We start from the raw sequence: 13,655 nt of genomic DNA, 5'->3' as shown, positions 1-13,655 counted from the left end.
GTGTTTCGAAGTGCGATGAGGGGGCGGGCGCAAGTCCGCCCCCTCATCGATGTGGAAGCCACTGGTTAATGGCGGCGATGTGGATGGTGGCCAGGTAGCGGACGGCGAGTTTGTCGAATCTGGTTGCGACAGCCCGGTGTTGCTTGAGGAGGTTGATCCCGCGCTCGACGGTGTTGCGGTCACGGTAGAGAGTTGGGTCGAACGCGGGTGGTCTGCCGCCGGACGAGCCACGCTTGCGACGGTGGGCAGCCTGGTCAGCCGGGATCGGGATGGTCGCTTTGATACCGCGTCGGCGCAGGTATTCCCGGTTGGCGCGGGCAGAGTAGGCCTTGTCAGCAAGCACACGATCCGGGCGGATTCGTGCTCGGCCGATCCCGATACGGGGCACGGCGATGGCTTCGAGCACTGCGGCGAACTGCGGACTGTCACCGGCTTGACCGGCGGTGAGCAGCAAGGCCAGGGGTTTCAGTCCCTGTTCGCAGGCCAGGTGCAGCTTGGTCGTCCACCCGCGGCGGCATGCTGATGCGCTCGCATGATCGTGGAATCCACGCTCACCTGCCAGGAAATCGTACCGGCCGCCTCGGCGAAGGCCTGCAGCATTTTCAGGATCAACACCCAGGCCCCCGCCCGCTGCCAGCGCCGGAACAGCCCGTAGATCGCTTGCCAGGAACCGTATTTCGGCGGCACATCTCGCCACGGCGACCCGACCCGGGTGCGCCATCGGATCCCGTCGATGAGCTGCCGTTTGGTCCACATCGGCGGGCGGCCCGCCTTCTTCCCGCGGGGCAGCAGCTGTTCCAGCCGCGCCCACTGGGCGTCGGTCAGATCCGCACGCCCCGTAACCACCACGCTGGCCACGAGGTCTCCGGTATTCCAGATGATGTTTCTTCGCTGAACCCCCTACCGGGGATCTCGCCGCGTCAAGTCATCGACCCATCAACGCAGACAACACCTTTCAACTTATCAACCGCCAGTCCGCGCGCACCGATCGTCCACTTCGAAACACTGCCTAGCGGGCGGTCGGAACCGTTCGACACGAACTGCCTCGGACACCGGCGTTCGAGCTGCCTTCTGGTGCGGCGCTAACGTTGAACATCGAGTAATCGATGACGGAACTCGTTGGAGTCAATTCTGATGGCAAGGTCGGCACCGCCGTACCACCATGGCGATCTGCCCAATGCGCTGGTGCGGGCGGCGGTGGAGATTTTGGAGGAGGGCGGCTCGTCGGAGCTCTCACTCCGTGGGGCGGCACGGCGCGCGGGTGTTTCCACCGCGGCGCCGTACCGTCATTTCGCCGATCGCGATGCGTTGGTGTCCGCCGTCGCCGCGGTCGGGTACCGGGACCTGGCCGTCCATCTGGCCGCGGCGCAGCCGAGCCCGGTGACCTCCGCGGGTCTCGGCGACGTCGCGGTCGCCTACGTCCAGTTCGCGTTGTCTCGGTCGGGAATGTTCCGGGTGATGTTCACCGAGTCCTGCGATTCGACCAGCCCGGAGCGGGTCGCCGCGGTGGAGGCGATTCACAAGTATGTGGAATCGCTGGTGCGGCAGGCATTTCCGGATGCGGACCCGGAACCGGCCGCGACCGCGATGTGGGCGCTGGTGCACGGCCTGGCCATGCTGCATCTGGACGGGAAGTTCGACACGTCGTCGAAGAAGGCCGTCGCCGAACGGGTTCGCACCGCCGTGTCGGCGGTACTCAGCCTTTCGTGATCCAGCCGATTCGGCCCGGCCGAGCCGGCCGAGCCGTCACGGTGATCATGCCGGCTGCAGGGCAGGCACACGGGTGGTGCGAGTCAGGCCTTTCCGGTCGTAGAAGGCGGTCACCAGAACACCGGAGACGATGCCGACGGCCAGCCCTGCCGCGGTCGTCCACAGTCCACGTTCCAGGCCGGCCGCAGCGCTGCCGTCGAAGTACATCAGCGACCGCACGGCCAGGTAGACCTGACGCATCGGCTCGAAATCGGCCAGCCGTTCGAACACCCGTGGTGTCGCCTCGATCGGGAGTGTCCCACCCGCCGAGGGCATTCCGAGGATGACGAACAACACCAGGTTGATCAGGATGCCTGCCGAGCCTATGGCGGCCATGATCGTCAGCGCGGTGACGCCGACCGCGGTCATCGCGAAGGTGCTGTAGAGGAACAACTCGAACGGCCGGTCCATGTGCACGCCCAATGCCGTGGCGATACCGGTCAGGGCGCCGGAGCTCAGCGTCGCTGCCGCGGCCATGACGCTCCATTTGATCAGCAGCGTGCGCAGGCGTGAGATCGGTGCTGCGGGTGCATGGTTGAAGAACGGGCCGAATTCGGTCGGCGCGAAGCCGAGGATCGAATCGATGAGTGCCTGGATGGTCATTGCCCCGGTCATACCGCCCAGTAGGACGGTCAGTGCGAAGAAGAACGCGGTCAGTCCCTTGCCGGATCCGTCCGGCATACCGTGGTAGGCCTCGATGACCGGCTGGACGGGTTCGTTCAGGGTCAGCCGGGCCGCCGCACCGAGTTGGGTGGCCGGGCCCACCTGCTGTTGCACCCGGTCCACGAGCTCGGGTCCCAGCGCGCCGTTGACCGCCGTCAGCGTCTGATTCGCGAACGTGGTGGACAGCGAGGTGGCGAACGGGCCCAGGCGCGGGTTGGTCTGCATGGTGATCGTCGGTCGCTGCAGATCTCCCGGCAGGACCGAGCCGGCGCCGAGATTGCCGAGTCGTTTGGTGAAGTCGGCGGGAACGATCAAGGCGCCGTAGACCTTGCCGTCCTGCATCAGCTGTTGCGCCTCGTTGATGCCGACGACGCGCAGGTCGAATCGTTGGGGCGAGGTGTGCGTGGTGACCGCGTCGAGTACCTGGCGGCCGTAGTTCACGTGCGCACCCGATGCCCCGGCGGTGTCGCCGACGTCGTTGTCGACGATCGCGATCGGATAGTGGTGCAGGTTCTGGTCGGGTTTCGCGACGTAGGCGAGATACATGAGCCCGAGGAGGGATGCGAACACCGTCACCACGACAGCCGGGGTGATCCATCGCAAACCTATCGAGCGCGGCGGGGCCGGCGCGGATGTGGTGTGTTCGGGAAGGTCGCTCATCTGATGCTCCTGGTCACGGTTCTGGGACGGGGGTCGCCGTGCAACGGAATCGACGATCCTCGGTTCGCGCCTGCGAATCGAGGTCAGAACGCCACCGATTTCTTCTTGGGAGGTGCATAGTGTTCATGTGGATCGAGGGTGGTCGCGCCCGTCGCATCGGGTGGCCGAGGTCTGGCGGCGCGCTGCCGAGGTGGCGTTCACCTCCGGTGAGGCCTGGTTCGGACCCGGGGCCGAGACGCTGACCGGCGAACAGTTGCGCCCGATCGCCGAGGACCCCGCGCTGGCCGAGGCGGTGTGGCGTGGCAATGTGGCCGTGCTGCGGCAATGGGCGGTGCACAATATGCAGCGCCCGGGCCGGCGGGTACCCGCCGACGTGCCGCCGGAACTGCTGGCCAGTGCCCGCGATATGGCCCGCCGCGGCCTGGACAGATCTGTCCTCAACGCCTATCGCACCGGTCAGAGTCTGGTGTGGCGGCGGTGGATGCAGACCTGCTTTTCGCTGGCTTCCGAGCCTGCCGACCTACCGGAACTGCTGGATCTCTCGGCGCGATCGATCAGTACCTATGTCGACGATATTGCCGACGCGGTCGGGGTCGCGATGGACAGCGAGCGGCGCGCCCTGACGCGAGGCACACATGCCGAGCGCCTGGCGGCGGCGACCCTGGTCCTCGAGGGGACGGCCATCACCACCGCGCGAGCGGAGTCTCAACTCGGTTACCGGCTCACCGGCCCGCATACGGCCGCGATTGTCTGGGATGTGTCGGCCGAGGCGGCGGGACAGCTCGACGCGGCCGCCGAGGCGCTGACCCGGCACACGGGTGTGCTGAACCGGCTGACGGTGATCGCGAGTGCGAACGCGCTGTGGGTATGGCTGCCCACGGCGGCCGCGATCGACACCGCGGTGTTGGCATCGGACATCGCGCAGTACGAGGCCATCCGCATCGCCATCGGGCGGCCGGGGCGGGGAGTCGACGGGTTCCGGCGCAGTCATCTCGAAGCGGCGAACACCCAGCAGATGCTGGCGCGCCTGACCTCGCGGCAGCAGGTGGCTCGCTACGACGACATCGCGGTGGTGGCGCTGATGACCCGGGACCCGGCGTCGGCCGACGAGTTCGTTCAGGACACGCTGGGGGATCTGCTGACCGCGGATCGGGAAACGCTGACGATCCTGCGGGTCTACATCCAGCACCTCTGCAACACCTCACGAACGGCGCAGCGGTTGTACATCCACCGCAATACGATCATCCGGCGTCTGGCTCGTGCCGAGGAACTTCTGCCGAAGCCGTTGGCGGACAACGTCGTTGCGGTCGCCGCCGCGCTCGAGGTGTGGCATTGGCGGGGTGAGGCGGCCCGCTCGGGCGCCTGTGCGCATGACCGAGGTCACTCGGGTTGACGACCGACTCCGATGTCAGCGGCGCTTACTCGAGGTAATGTTAGCGCTGTCTACATAGGATCGATCGACGAGGAGACGATATGTTCGCGGTGACGCTCGACGGATTCGGCGGACCGGAGGTCATGAAGTGGGCGCAGGTCGACGACCTGCCCGCCCCCGGGCCGGGGGAGGTCGCGGTGGATGTGGTGGCGGCGGGTGTCAACCGCGCCGACATCATGCAGCGCTGGGGCGCGTACCCGCCGCCGCCGGGTGCCAGCGAGATTCTGGGTCTGGAGGTTTCCGGCATCGTCGCCGAGGTCGGTGCGGGTGTGCAGGACTGGCGGCCTGGTGACGCCGTCTGTGCGCTGTTGCCCGGCGGCGGTTACGCCGAACGGGTGAACGTACCGGTCACCCGGGTGCTCCCGGTGCCGGAGGGGGTCGGCCTGGTCGAGGCGGCGGCGCTACCGGAGGCAGCCGCGACGGTCTGGTCGAATGTCGTCATGGCCGGTGGGCTCCGCGCGGGGCAGACTCTGCTGATCCACGGCGGCGGCAGCGGAATCGGCACCCATGCCATCCAGGTGGGCCGGGCGCTCGGCGCCAGGGTCGCGGTGACTGCCGGCTCGCAGTTCAAACTCGAGCGCTGCCGCGAGCTCGGCGCGGATACGCTGATCAACTACCGGGACCAGGATTTCGTGTCGGTCGTGACCGACGAATACGGCGGCGCCGACGTGATTCTCGACATCATGGGCGCCGGATACCTCGGCCGCAATGTCGACACCCTGGCCGAAGATGGTGACCTGACGATCATCGGATTGCAGGACGGAGCCGTCGCGGAGGTGAATCTCGGTGTGCTGCTGGGCAAGCGCGGTTCGATCCACGTCACCAACCTGCGCCGCCGCCCGGAAACCGGCCCCGGATCGAAGGGCGAGATCGTCGCCGAGCTGCGCCGCGAACTCTGGCCACTGATCGCGGCGGGCACGGTCACACCGGTGGTATCCGCGACGATTCCGATCGCCGATGTCGCGCAGGCGCACCCGCTGCTCGATTCAGCGGACACGGTCGGCAAAGTGCTGCTCACCGTCCGTGAACCCTGACGAAAGTCTCCGCGCGGGCTGCCCCAGACTGTTCGGCCCGCCTGGACGAGACAGGCCCGCCACGGGACGCTTCGCCGGCCGCGCACCCGATGCCGGATGCCCGGTGTACAGCTGCCGATCCCGTACGACGAACGGGAGCAACGGAATACGGCCCTTCGTGTAGTGCTCCGCTTCGCCGCCGCGACCAAGGCGATGAAACTCTCACCGGCGCTGGACTGTTCGGCCGACATGAGTTCGCTCGTCTCCCCTGATCGGCTGCGCGCCCCGCCGGCGTTCGGTCCATGATTAGTCCGCGGCGGTGCGGGCGTAATAACGCGAACCTGGCAGACGTCGATGATCTCCTCGAACGCGTGTCGCCGGGCCTCGCCGTTCTCGAGCTGGATCGGGCCGTGCTGACCGACGTCACCGAGGACATGATCGTCTACGACGACGAAACGTTCGGACCAGCGGTCTCGCTCGCCGACCATTGCCGTCGAACGCGGGCTGCCGGTCGGCGCCCCCGCCGGTATGGACGCCGGGTGTTGTGCCCGCATCGCCCACCGCCGGAATGCGGCTGCTCAGGGATGCAACGCGTCGCGCAGGGTGTCCTGCGTGAGCTTGATCGCGGTGGTGGCGGCATGGGTGGAGCGCATCGAGTTGATCATCATGAAATCGTGGATGATCCCGCCGAATCGCACGTGCGTGACCGCGACCCCGGCCTCGCGAAGTTTGGCGGCGTAGGCCTCGCCTTCGTCGCGCAGGACGTCGGCCTCGCCGGTGATCACCAGGGCGGGCGGCAAACCACGCAACTGCTCGAGCGACGCGCGCAGGGGAGAGGCGTAGATTTCCTCCCGCTGAGCATCGTTGTCGGTGTACTGGTTCCAGAACCACTTCATGCCCTCGCGAGCGAGGAAGTAGTGCTCGGCGAACTGGTGGTAGGAATCGGTGTCGAAGTCGGCGTTGGTGACCGGGTACAGCAGCACCTGCTGGCTGACGCGGATATCGCCGCGTTCCTTGGCCATCAGTGTGAACACCGCGGACATATTGCCGCCCACGGAGTCGCCCGCAACAGCGAAACGCGATGCGTCGAGCCCTTTTTCGGCGCCGTGCGCGACCACCCACTGCGCGGCGGCGTAGTTCTGTTCGATCGCCGTCGGATACTTCGCTTCGGGTGACAGCGAGTATTCGGGGAAGACCGCGGCGGCATTCGCGCCCACCGCGAGTTCGCGAACCAAGCGGTCATGGGTGTGGGCGTTGCCGAACACCCAGCCCGCGCCGTGGATATAGAACAGCACCGGCAGGGGCCCGGTGGCGCCCGCGGGTTTCACGATGCGTACCGGGACGGTGCCCGTCGGCCCGCCCTCGACGGTGACCCATTCCTCCTCGATCGCCGGCATCTCGATCTCGCCGGATTGGACCTCGTCGACGGTCTTGCGTCCCTCCTCCGGCGACAGCTGGTACAGGAATGGCGGCGTGTCGGTGGCCTTGGCGAATTCGGCGGCTTCGGGCTCGAGCACGGGCTTGATTTCGGTCATGGACGATCTCCTTCCGATGGGGATGCGAGGTCAGCGCTTGTTCGAGGTCGGTATCCATCCGGTACCTGTCCTACAGGCCGTCTTTCGGGACACTGACCGTGTGACCGCCGAGATCCACCTTCACTGTTTCACGCTGAATAGTTGCCATCGGCGTGAGCTCTCCTCGCTCGAAGGTGTGCGGTGCTGGTGACCAGGTTAGCCCGGCAATGTAAGCACCGGCAACACTTTTCTTGATTTCATTGCAGGCGAAACGAATTCGGACAACTGCGGCCGTATCGAGGCCGGCTGCCTGTAGTTCGCGTGAAAGCATTTCCGGTCGGTACTTGCTTTGCTGAGAATGAGCTCATGACCGATCCAGTCATGCCAGCGACGCGAACCCCATATCAGACCTGGGTGAGCCCGAGTTCCGCGCAGCCGGACCGCAGCGTATCGAGACCGAAGGCCTCGACCGGGCCGACGACCCCGGCGGTGCGCGCCGGCCGGGTAGCGAGTTGTCCTGCGGCCCAGGCGATGAGCTCGCCGGTGAGGGTGTAGGAGCTGGGACCTTCGACGTGGACCTCGGCGCGCGGACCGGAGCTCGCGGTCGAGGCGACGGCGACCACATGGCTGCGGGTGCGGGCGCGTTCGGTGGCGTCGGGGCCGCCGGCCGGGCCGATCATCGGACGGGTGCCGATGTCGATCAGCTTGCGGCCCAGGGCGGTTCGGGTCGCGACCGCCGAACTCGCCGACATCACTCGGATCGCCCGGCTGAGCGAGGGGAACCAGCCGTTGTAGACGGTGACCGTGTCGAGGTCCGGGAAGGCCGCGGGGAGCAACAGAACTTCGCTGCCGGACACCAGGAATGCGGTTCGGCGTCGGCCTCGGACGGTGAAATCGCGGACACGCGCGGCGGTGCGTTCCTCGATGAGCCGACCGCGGTACCAGCGCGGCGACGGCAGGGTGAGGCCGTCGCGCATGGTGGTCCGGGTGCCCTGGCTGAGGCCGCGCCACAGCGGGCCGGTGGCGAAATACCCGATGTCGACCGAGCGTGCTTCCGGCCCCGCCTGCTGCGCGGCGAGTGTGCCGGCCAGGATTCCGGGCACATAGTCGTAGCCGAATGCCGGCAGCATCACCGACCCGGATTCCCGGGCGTGGTCGTGCAACTGCCGCCGCAGATCGAGCACGAAGCCCACTTCCCCGGTCGTATCGAGATAGTGGGCTCCGGACTCGGCGGCGGCCCGGGCGACGGCGGGTCCGAAGCGTTCGAAGGGCCCGACCGTCGTGATGAGAACATCGCCCGGGCCGACCAGCGCGGCCACGGAGGCGGCGTCGGTGACATCGGCCAGAGCGTATTCGAGGTCGCCGTGGTCGGCGGCGAGCCGAGCGACCGCGGTGCGGTTGCGCCCGGCCACGACCGGTTTCGTCCCGCGCCGCCGAAGGGCGTCCAGAACGAGACCGCCGGTATAGCCTGTGGCGCCGAGCAGCACGATACGTCCGCTCATCGATACTTCTCCTTCGAGGGCCGAGTTGTCCGAGTTGTCCGAATTTCCGGCGAATGTCGTTGTGTGCGTGATAGTTCAGCGAATGCCGAGCCGTTTCATGATTTTCAGCGCAGTGGTCAGACCGGTGGCCCAGGTGTCGTAGGAGATTCCGGCGGGCGGGGTGAAACCTGTGATCCGTTGCTGGGCAACGGTTTGCGCCTCGGTGTATTTGAGGATCCCTTCGGCGCCGTGGCGGCGGCCCAGGCCGGAATCCCCCATGCCGCCCATCGGGGAGTCGATACTTCCCCATGCCGCCGCATACGCGTCGTTGACGTTGACGGTTCCGGCGTGCAGCCGGGCGGCGACCGCCCGGCCCTTGGCGCCGTCGCGGGTCCAGACGCTGGCGTTGAGCCCGTACGGCGTGGCGTCGGCGCGGGCGATCGCGTCGTCGATGTCGTCGAACGGATAGATGGAGACGACCGGACCGAAGGTTTCGTGCGTGTACAGCGTCATGTCGGGAGTGACGTCGGTGAGAATCGTCGGTTCGTAGAACAGCGGTCCGAGATCCGGCCGCGGCCGGCCGCCTGCCAGTACGGTCGCGCCCTTGGCCACCGCATCGTCGACATGTGCGGTCACGGTCTCGAGCTGGGCCGGCGTGGTCAGGGACCCGACGTCGCGGCTGAAGTCGTAGGCGCCGCCGAGTTGCAGTTTCCGGGTGCGTTCGACGAATGCGGAAACGAACTCGGCGCGAACAGATTCGGCCACGTAGAGCCGTTCCATCGACACGCAGAGCTGCCCGGTGGACGGGAAGCAGGCGTTGATCGCGCCGTCGGCGGCGCGGTCGATATCGGCGTCGTCGAGAACCAGCATGGCGTTCTTACCGCCGAGTTCCAGAGAAGCGCCGATGAGGCGTTCGCCCGCGTCGCGGGCGATGCGGCGGCCGCTCGCGGTGGAGCCGGTGAACATCATGTAGTCGGCGTTGTCCATCAGGGTGTCGCCGATCGAGCTGCCGCGGCCCACCACCATCTGCCAGACGTCGGCAGGTAGACCGGCCTGGTACATCAGATCCATGGCCCACAGTGCCGTCAGCGCGGTCTGGGTGTCGGGCTTCTGGACCACGGAGTTGCCGGCCATCAGTGCCGGAATCGTATCTCCCGCCGCCATACTCAGCGGATAATTCCACGGCGAAATGACGGCGACCACACCCTTGGGGTGACGCAATTCGGTGGTGTGGGTCAGCAGCGGGATCGCGCCGCGGCGGCGCTTGGGCGACAGCAGGCCGGCCGCGCTGCGCGCGTAGTAGCGCGAGCAGATCGCGATATCGGTGACCTCGAGGAAGGCGTCGCGGCGCGTCTTGCCGCTCTCGGCCTGCATCAGGTCCAAAGCCTCGTTCCGGCGTTCGAGCAACAGGTCGTGGAAGCGCAACACGACACGTTTACGTTCGGCGAATGACGTTGCCGCCCAGCGCTTCTGGGCGGCGCGCGCCCGGACGAAGGCGGTATCGACGTCCGCCGGGGTCGAGATCGGCAGGTCGGTCAACTCGGCTCCGGAGTAGGGCGCGGTCTTGGTGACCTGGGCAGCGTCGGGCGCCGCTGTCACGCGGCGGGCCAACCGCGTGACGAGGTCCTCGGTCAGAGTCGGCGGCCGGTCGGCGCGCCGGGGCGCGGTTGTGGCAGGGGAGGTGTGATCGGTGGTCATGGCGGACTCTCCGGAGAATGGTCAGTTGCGGCTGGGAATCGAGGTGGGTGCCGGCATGTGCAGCGCGAGTTGGCCTTCGGTCATGACGTCGAGCCGGACGGTGGTGATCGGCGCGAGTGAGCGCAGGTCGTCGGCCATCCGGCCCTGCCCGACCGTCAGGTCGATCCCGCGTGGGAACAGGGCGGTTCCGGCCGACAGCAGGTTGATCTGGCTCAGGGTGGAATGCCACGCTCCGTCGATCGTGGTGTAGGAGGTCAGGCTCGAGACCCGTTCGCCGGTGCGGTGTGCCTTCTGTCGTGGTGTGGCCACCGACAGTGCCAGATCGGTACCACCGTCGGTGTTCGCCACGCGTGCGGTGGTGCGAGCGCCATCGATGTCGACGTCGAGGGCGGTGACCCATTTCGGGAAACCGTAGCCGTCGTGCCCGCGGACCTGGGCGATCTCGGTACTGACCGGAAGAGACAGCACATACGAGTGGATGTGGTCGTCGTCGAGTGCGGTGAGCAGATCGGTGAAGCCGAGACGCCCGTGCCGAGCCGGCCGGACCGCGACCCCGACCGCCGCCTCGGTGTAGAAGTCGATATCGCACACGTCGTAGCGGAAGAACATGACCGAGACCAGCCCGACGCCGGGGGCGACCTCGAGGGGTGCCAACTCCTCGGGCAGGCGCGACCGGATGGCGCGTGAGCGCGCGAGCATGGTCAGCCGGGCGTTGGACATGCGGTAGTAGAAGTTCGGGGTCAGCGTCGGACCGATCCTGGATTCGACCGCGGTCTTGGGTAGCCGGCGGAAGAAGTCCACACTGCTGACCCGCGGATCTCGGGCCACGGCATCGAGATCGGTCTTCATCCGGTAGCGATCGTAGAGACCGCCTTTCGGGACGGTGACCGTGCGCCCGCCCAGGTCGATCTCGACCGTCTCGTCCAGTGTCTTCGGCATGGGTGCAGCTCCTCGAAGCGAATGTTTACGGCGTGAACATGAGGTTAACGAGCAATGTAAGCACTGTCAACAAATTGGTGGAGATCGAGGCGCTGCTGTTGACGGCAATGTTACCGTCGCTTACATTCGGGGTGTGAGTGGCGCTACTCGGACTTCGCCGGATCTTCCCACCTTCGCACATCGCACCGTTGCCGTCACCGGAGCGAACAGTGGGCTCGGGTTGGTGGCGCCGCGCCACCTCGCCCGCGTCGGCGCTCACGTCGACTGCCGGCCGGGGGTACGCCGCGACCGGAAGCCGCGCCGGAGTAGAGCCCGATGATGCGGCGGCCGGTGTGGAAGGACCTTCGGCGCGGTACGTCGGGCGGTGTCGCGAGCCTGCTCGAATTGGGCGCGAACCATGGATTACCGCCTTCGGATTGTCTGCGGGGCAGCGGATTACGCCTCGATGATCTGCGCCGGAAAGCGACGCCCGTGATGGCCGAACAAGAACTCACGGTGATCGGCAACCTGGTTCGTCTGCTCGGCGACCGGCCGGGGCTGGGTGTCGAGGCGGGCCGGCTGGTGAATCTGGGCAATCTCGGCATCTTCGTCTTCGCGCTGCTGTCGAGTCCCACGCTGGCCGACGCCCTGTCGGTGGCCACGCGGTTTGCGAATCTGACCAACACCTACGCCGATCTGTCGCTGATGCACGACGATGCGCGGTTGCGGCTGGTCTGCGGATTCGACGATCTCGACACCGAGGTGCGCGCCTTCGTCATCGAGCGCGACCTGACCGTCGTCGCCGGGCTGGTGCCGATGGTGCTCGGTGACGCGGTGACGCGGTGCCGCTGAGCATCGAGCTCGAGCTGGGTGCGGATCGGGCGTCCTGTCTCGCCGAGTTCTTCCCGGCCGAGCGCTTCGTCTGCGATGCGCCCCGCACAGCTCTGAACGTTCCGGAAACGTGGGCCGATCGCCGCCTTCCGCACGCGGATGCCGACACCGCCCGCAGTTGTATCGAGCAATGCGAAAACCTGCTCGCGACAAGGCAGCTGGGCATGCGATCGCTGGCGTGGTCGCGACTGACGGACCGCGACGTCCCGGTGCGATCGCTGAGCGAACTCGCCGCCGAACTGCACATCGACCAGCGGACCCTGCAGCGCAGGCTGGCGCGCGAGGGCGCCTCGTTTCGTACACTGCTCGACGAGGCGCGCCGGACACGCGCCGAGGAATTGCTCATCACGACCGAGTGGACGGTCGATCAGGTTGCCGCCGCATTGGGATATGCCGAGCGTGCCACCTTCATCCACGCTTTCACGCGCTGGCACGGCACGACCCCGTCGCGGTTCCGTTCCGGGCGCAGGTGACCGCATTGCGGGGCGGCGGGAGCTTGCGAATCACCGAGATCGCAGCCCGGACCGCCGCTCGTGTCGTTGCGACCGCCGCAGGCGCCGGCTTCCGCATCCGCAAGGCCGCCAGCACATGATCATCGTGCAGGGACAGTACGAGCGGGCGTGCCAGCCAACGCAATCCGCGCGGAAAGCGGCGATGCGCGAACTGGCGCAACAGCGTTTCCGCGACCCGATGGCCCGCGACCGAGGGGCCGAACCACTCCGGCGCGGCCTCGTACGCGCGCATCGCCTGCCGCATGCCCTGCCAGGAGCCGGGCATGTCCCGCACACCCAGATACGTGCCGACGGTGCGCCAGTGCCGGACCTGGGCCTCGCGCTCGACTTCGGAGAATCCGGGTGCGCCGACGATATCGGTGAGACATTCGAGTTGCACCGTGAAAAAGGCGATGGTGTGAACGAATGTCTCGTTCGACATCGAATAGCGCTGACCGATGCGGTCGTGGATCCGTTTGATCTCGGCGGCCGAGGTCCGGGTGGCGGCACTGCTCGCGCCGTCGTACATCCAGCCGGTGAGGTAGCCGATGGTGTCGGCTGCCCGCCGATCGCCGTTGCGATAGACCTTCCCCCGCCCCCGGCGATCGACGGCGGCCGCACCCTCGAGCTGTCCCATCACCCGCATCAGCGAGACGGTGAACACCAGGTCGAGCACGAATTCGGCGCCCACCGGCGGGAGCAGCGAATCGAGGACCGACCGGACGATGTGCGCGGTGTCGTCGTGCGGGGAGAGGTCGTCGACGTCCTCGCGGATGGTTGTCATGAGCACCGACGGTACGAACGACCGCCGGTGCTGCGGAATGCTCGAAGACGACCACTACGTGACATTTCGCGACACCGCTACCGTTCCGCAGCTCTCGGTGACCGCGTGATCAGGTCCGCGACGGCCTCCGGTGCCACCCACAGCGGAGTGTGCCCGCCCCTGGGAAGCGTGGTGGTCGTGCCGTGCGCTTGCGGCTCGAACGACGCGGAACGGGTCGCCGCCGAGGCGAGCAAGAACTTCGTCGAAAGCGCTGTGCGGCAGGTATTCCCCGGACCGATCCGAACGCCACGGCGATCGCCGTGTGGGGGCTGGTGCACGGCTCGGCCTTCTTGCGCCTCGCCGGCAAGCTCGACGCGTCATC

At 67.2% G+C, this 13,655-nt stretch carries 15 protein-coding genes and 1 pseudogene; 7 read left to right on the top strand and 9 right to left on the bottom strand.

The genetic code is table 11. From position 1 onward, the window contains the following. Positions 1 to 43: 43 nt before the first annotated feature. Positions 44 to 469: a transposase gene (locus tag NMI01S_RS36605; protein ID WP_439956307.1), complete on the bottom strand. Its 426-nt coding sequence runs from the start codon at positions 467 to 469 to the stop codon at positions 44 to 46. Next, positions 466 to 858 (bottom strand): IS5/IS1182 family transposase, encoded by a 393-nt coding sequence (locus NMI01S_RS36600; protein WP_063001691.1) that lies wholly within the window; start codon positions 856 to 858, stop codon positions 466 to 468. The genes NMI01S_RS36605 and NMI01S_RS36600 overlap by 4 nt, the downstream gene beginning before the upstream one ends. A 276-nt stretch (positions 859 to 1,134) precedes the next feature. On the opposite strand from NMI01S_RS36600, the gene NMI01S_RS27930 reads away from it, so the two are divergent. Further along, a complete protein-coding gene (locus NMI01S_RS27930; RefSeq protein ID WP_063001690.1) occupies positions 1,135 to 1,710 on the top strand; it encodes a TetR/AcrR family transcriptional regulator in 576 nt (191 codons plus the stop codon). Positions 1,711 to 1,755: 45 nt separating this feature from the next. Here NMI01S_RS27930 and NMI01S_RS27925 read toward each other — a convergent pair whose 3' ends face one another. Beyond that, positions 1,756 to 3,072, bottom strand: coding sequence for a YhgE/Pip domain-containing protein (locus NMI01S_RS27925; protein ID WP_063920878.1), 1,317 nt, complete (start codon positions 3,070 to 3,072; stop codon positions 1,756 to 1,758). 127 nt (positions 3,073 to 3,199) lie between these two features. Here NMI01S_RS27925 and NMI01S_RS27920 point away from each other — a divergent pair, with 127 nt between their 5' ends. The 3 genes from NMI01S_RS27920 to NMI01S_RS27910 all read left to right on the top strand — a co-directional run bounded on the left by NMI01S_RS27920 (position 3,200) and on the right by NMI01S_RS27910 (position 5,823). After that, positions 3,200 to 4,465 (top strand): PucR family transcriptional regulator, encoded by a 1,266-nt coding sequence (locus NMI01S_RS27920; RefSeq protein ID WP_063001688.1) that lies wholly within the window; start codon positions 3,200 to 3,202, stop codon positions 4,463 to 4,465. 80 nt (positions 4,466 to 4,545) lie between these two features. After that, on the top strand, positions 4,546 to 5,538 hold the full coding sequence (locus NMI01S_RS27915) for an NAD(P)H-quinone oxidoreductase (RefSeq protein WP_063001687.1): 993 nt from the start codon (positions 4,546 to 4,548) through the stop codon (positions 5,536 to 5,538). A gap of 96 nt (positions 5,539 to 5,634) precedes the next feature. Continuing rightward, on the top strand, positions 5,635 to 5,823 hold the full coding sequence (locus NMI01S_RS27910; protein WP_063001686.1) for a hypothetical protein: 189 nt from the start codon (positions 5,635 to 5,637) through the stop codon (positions 5,821 to 5,823). A 272-nt stretch (positions 5,824 to 6,095) separates the two neighbouring features. Here the strand turns inward: NMI01S_RS27910 and NMI01S_RS27905 are convergent, their stop codons facing one another. The 5 genes from NMI01S_RS27905 to NMI01S_RS27885 form a co-directional block, all read right to left on the bottom strand. Then, complete coding sequence (locus NMI01S_RS27905; protein WP_063001685.1) at positions 6,096 to 7,052, bottom strand: alpha/beta hydrolase; 957 nt, start codon at positions 7,050 to 7,052, stop codon at positions 6,096 to 6,098. Between the two features lie 70 nt (positions 7,053 to 7,122). Then, entirely contained in the window at positions 7,123 to 7,362 is a 240-nt protein-coding gene (locus NMI01S_RS35095) for a hypothetical protein (RefSeq protein WP_157126405.1), read from the bottom strand. Positions 7,363 to 7,435: 73 nt separating this feature from the next. Then, a complete protein-coding gene (locus NMI01S_RS36305) occupies positions 7,436 to 8,533 on the bottom strand; it encodes a saccharopine dehydrogenase family protein (protein ID WP_063001683.1) in 1,098 nt (365 codons plus the stop codon). A gap of 75 nt (positions 8,534 to 8,608) precedes the next feature. Beyond that, on the bottom strand, positions 8,609 to 10,210 hold the full coding sequence (locus NMI01S_RS27890; protein WP_063001682.1) for a succinic semialdehyde dehydrogenase: 1,602 nt from the start codon (positions 10,208 to 10,210) through the stop codon (positions 8,609 to 8,611). A gap of 21 nt (positions 10,211 to 10,231) precedes the next feature. Then, positions 10,232 to 11,149 (bottom strand): acetoacetate decarboxylase family protein, encoded by a 918-nt coding sequence (locus tag NMI01S_RS27885; protein WP_063001681.1) that lies wholly within the window; start codon positions 11,147 to 11,149, stop codon positions 10,232 to 10,234. A 133-nt stretch (positions 11,150 to 11,282) separates the two neighbouring features. Here NMI01S_RS27885 and NMI01S_RS36085 point away from each other — a divergent pair. The 3 genes and pseudogenes from NMI01S_RS36085 to NMI01S_RS34415 all read left to right on the top strand — a co-directional run. Beyond that, positions 11,283 to 11,411 (top strand): annotated as a pseudogene (locus NMI01S_RS36085) (oxidoreductase); the annotation flags it as partial. 53 nt (positions 11,412 to 11,464) lie between these two features. Then, positions 11,465 to 11,980, top strand: a complete 516-nt coding sequence (locus NMI01S_RS34420; RefSeq protein ID WP_063001680.1) for an AraC family transcriptional regulator ligand-binding domain-containing protein — start codon at positions 11,465 to 11,467, stop codon at positions 11,978 to 11,980. After that, positions 11,971 to 12,492 (top strand): helix-turn-helix transcriptional regulator, encoded by a 522-nt coding sequence (locus NMI01S_RS34415; protein WP_063001679.1) that lies wholly within the window; start codon positions 11,971 to 11,973, stop codon positions 12,490 to 12,492. Before NMI01S_RS34420 ends, NMI01S_RS34415 begins: the two co-directional genes overlap by 10 nt. Here the strand turns inward: NMI01S_RS34415 and NMI01S_RS27870 are convergent. Further along, positions 12,440 to 13,294, bottom strand: coding sequence for an oxygenase MpaB family protein (locus NMI01S_RS27870; RefSeq protein ID WP_063001678.1), 855 nt, complete (start codon positions 13,292 to 13,294; stop codon positions 12,440 to 12,442). The genes NMI01S_RS34415 and NMI01S_RS27870 overlap by 53 nt on opposite strands. Positions 13,295 to 13,655 lie beyond the last annotated feature (361 nt).

The organism is Nocardia mikamii NBRC 108933 (genome assembly GCF_001613505.1).
Taxonomy (GTDB): Bacteria; Actinomycetota; Actinomycetes; order Mycobacteriales; family Mycobacteriaceae; genus Nocardia; species Nocardia mikamii.
The sequence above is the reverse complement of the archived record's forward strand: the minus strand, read 5'-3'. Positions and strand labels throughout refer to the sequence as shown.

What these genes read in the sequence shown, in the direction of transcription:
- NMI01S_RS27915 (WP_063001687.1), top strand. Translation starts at nt 4,546, where the DNA reads ATGTTCGCGGTGACGCTCGACGGATTCGGCGGACCGGAGGTCATGAAG.
- NMI01S_RS27930 (WP_063001690.1), top strand. Translation starts at nt 1,135, where the DNA reads ATGGCAAGGTCGGCACCGCCGTACCACCATGGCGATCTGCCCAATGCG.
- NMI01S_RS27870 (WP_063001678.1), bottom strand. Translation starts at nt 13,294, where the DNA reads ATGACAACCATCCGCGAGGACGTCGACGACCTCTCCCCGCACGACGAC.
- NMI01S_RS27910 (WP_063001686.1), top strand. Translation starts at nt 5,635, where the DNA reads ATGCCCGGTGTACAGCTGCCGATCCCGTACGACGAACGGGAGCAACGG.
- NMI01S_RS36305 (WP_063001683.1), bottom strand. Translation starts at nt 8,533, where the DNA reads ATGAGCGGACGTATCGTGCTGCTCGGCGCCACAGGCTATACCGGCGGT.
- NMI01S_RS34420 (WP_063001680.1), top strand. Translation starts at nt 11,465, where the DNA reads ATGATGCGGCGGCCGGTGTGGAAGGACCTTCGGCGCGGTACGTCGGGC.
- NMI01S_RS27905 (WP_063001685.1), bottom strand. Translation starts at nt 7,052, where the DNA reads ATGACCGAAATCAAGCCCGTGCTCGAGCCCGAAGCCGCCGAATTCGCC.
- NMI01S_RS35095 (WP_157126405.1), bottom strand. Translation starts at nt 7,362, where the DNA reads ATGCTTTCACGCGAACTACAGGCAGCCGGCCTCGATACGGCCGCAGTT.
- NMI01S_RS27885 (WP_063001681.1), bottom strand. Translation starts at nt 11,149, where the DNA reads ATGCCGAAGACACTGGACGAGACGGTCGAGATCGACCTGGGCGGGCGC.
- NMI01S_RS27890 (WP_063001682.1), bottom strand. Translation starts at nt 10,210, where the DNA reads ATGACCACCGATCACACCTCCCCTGCCACAACCGCGCCCCGGCGCGCC.
- NMI01S_RS27925 (WP_063920878.1), bottom strand. Translation starts at nt 3,072, where the DNA reads ATGAGCGACCTTCCCGAACACACCACATCCGCGCCGGCCCCGCCGCGC.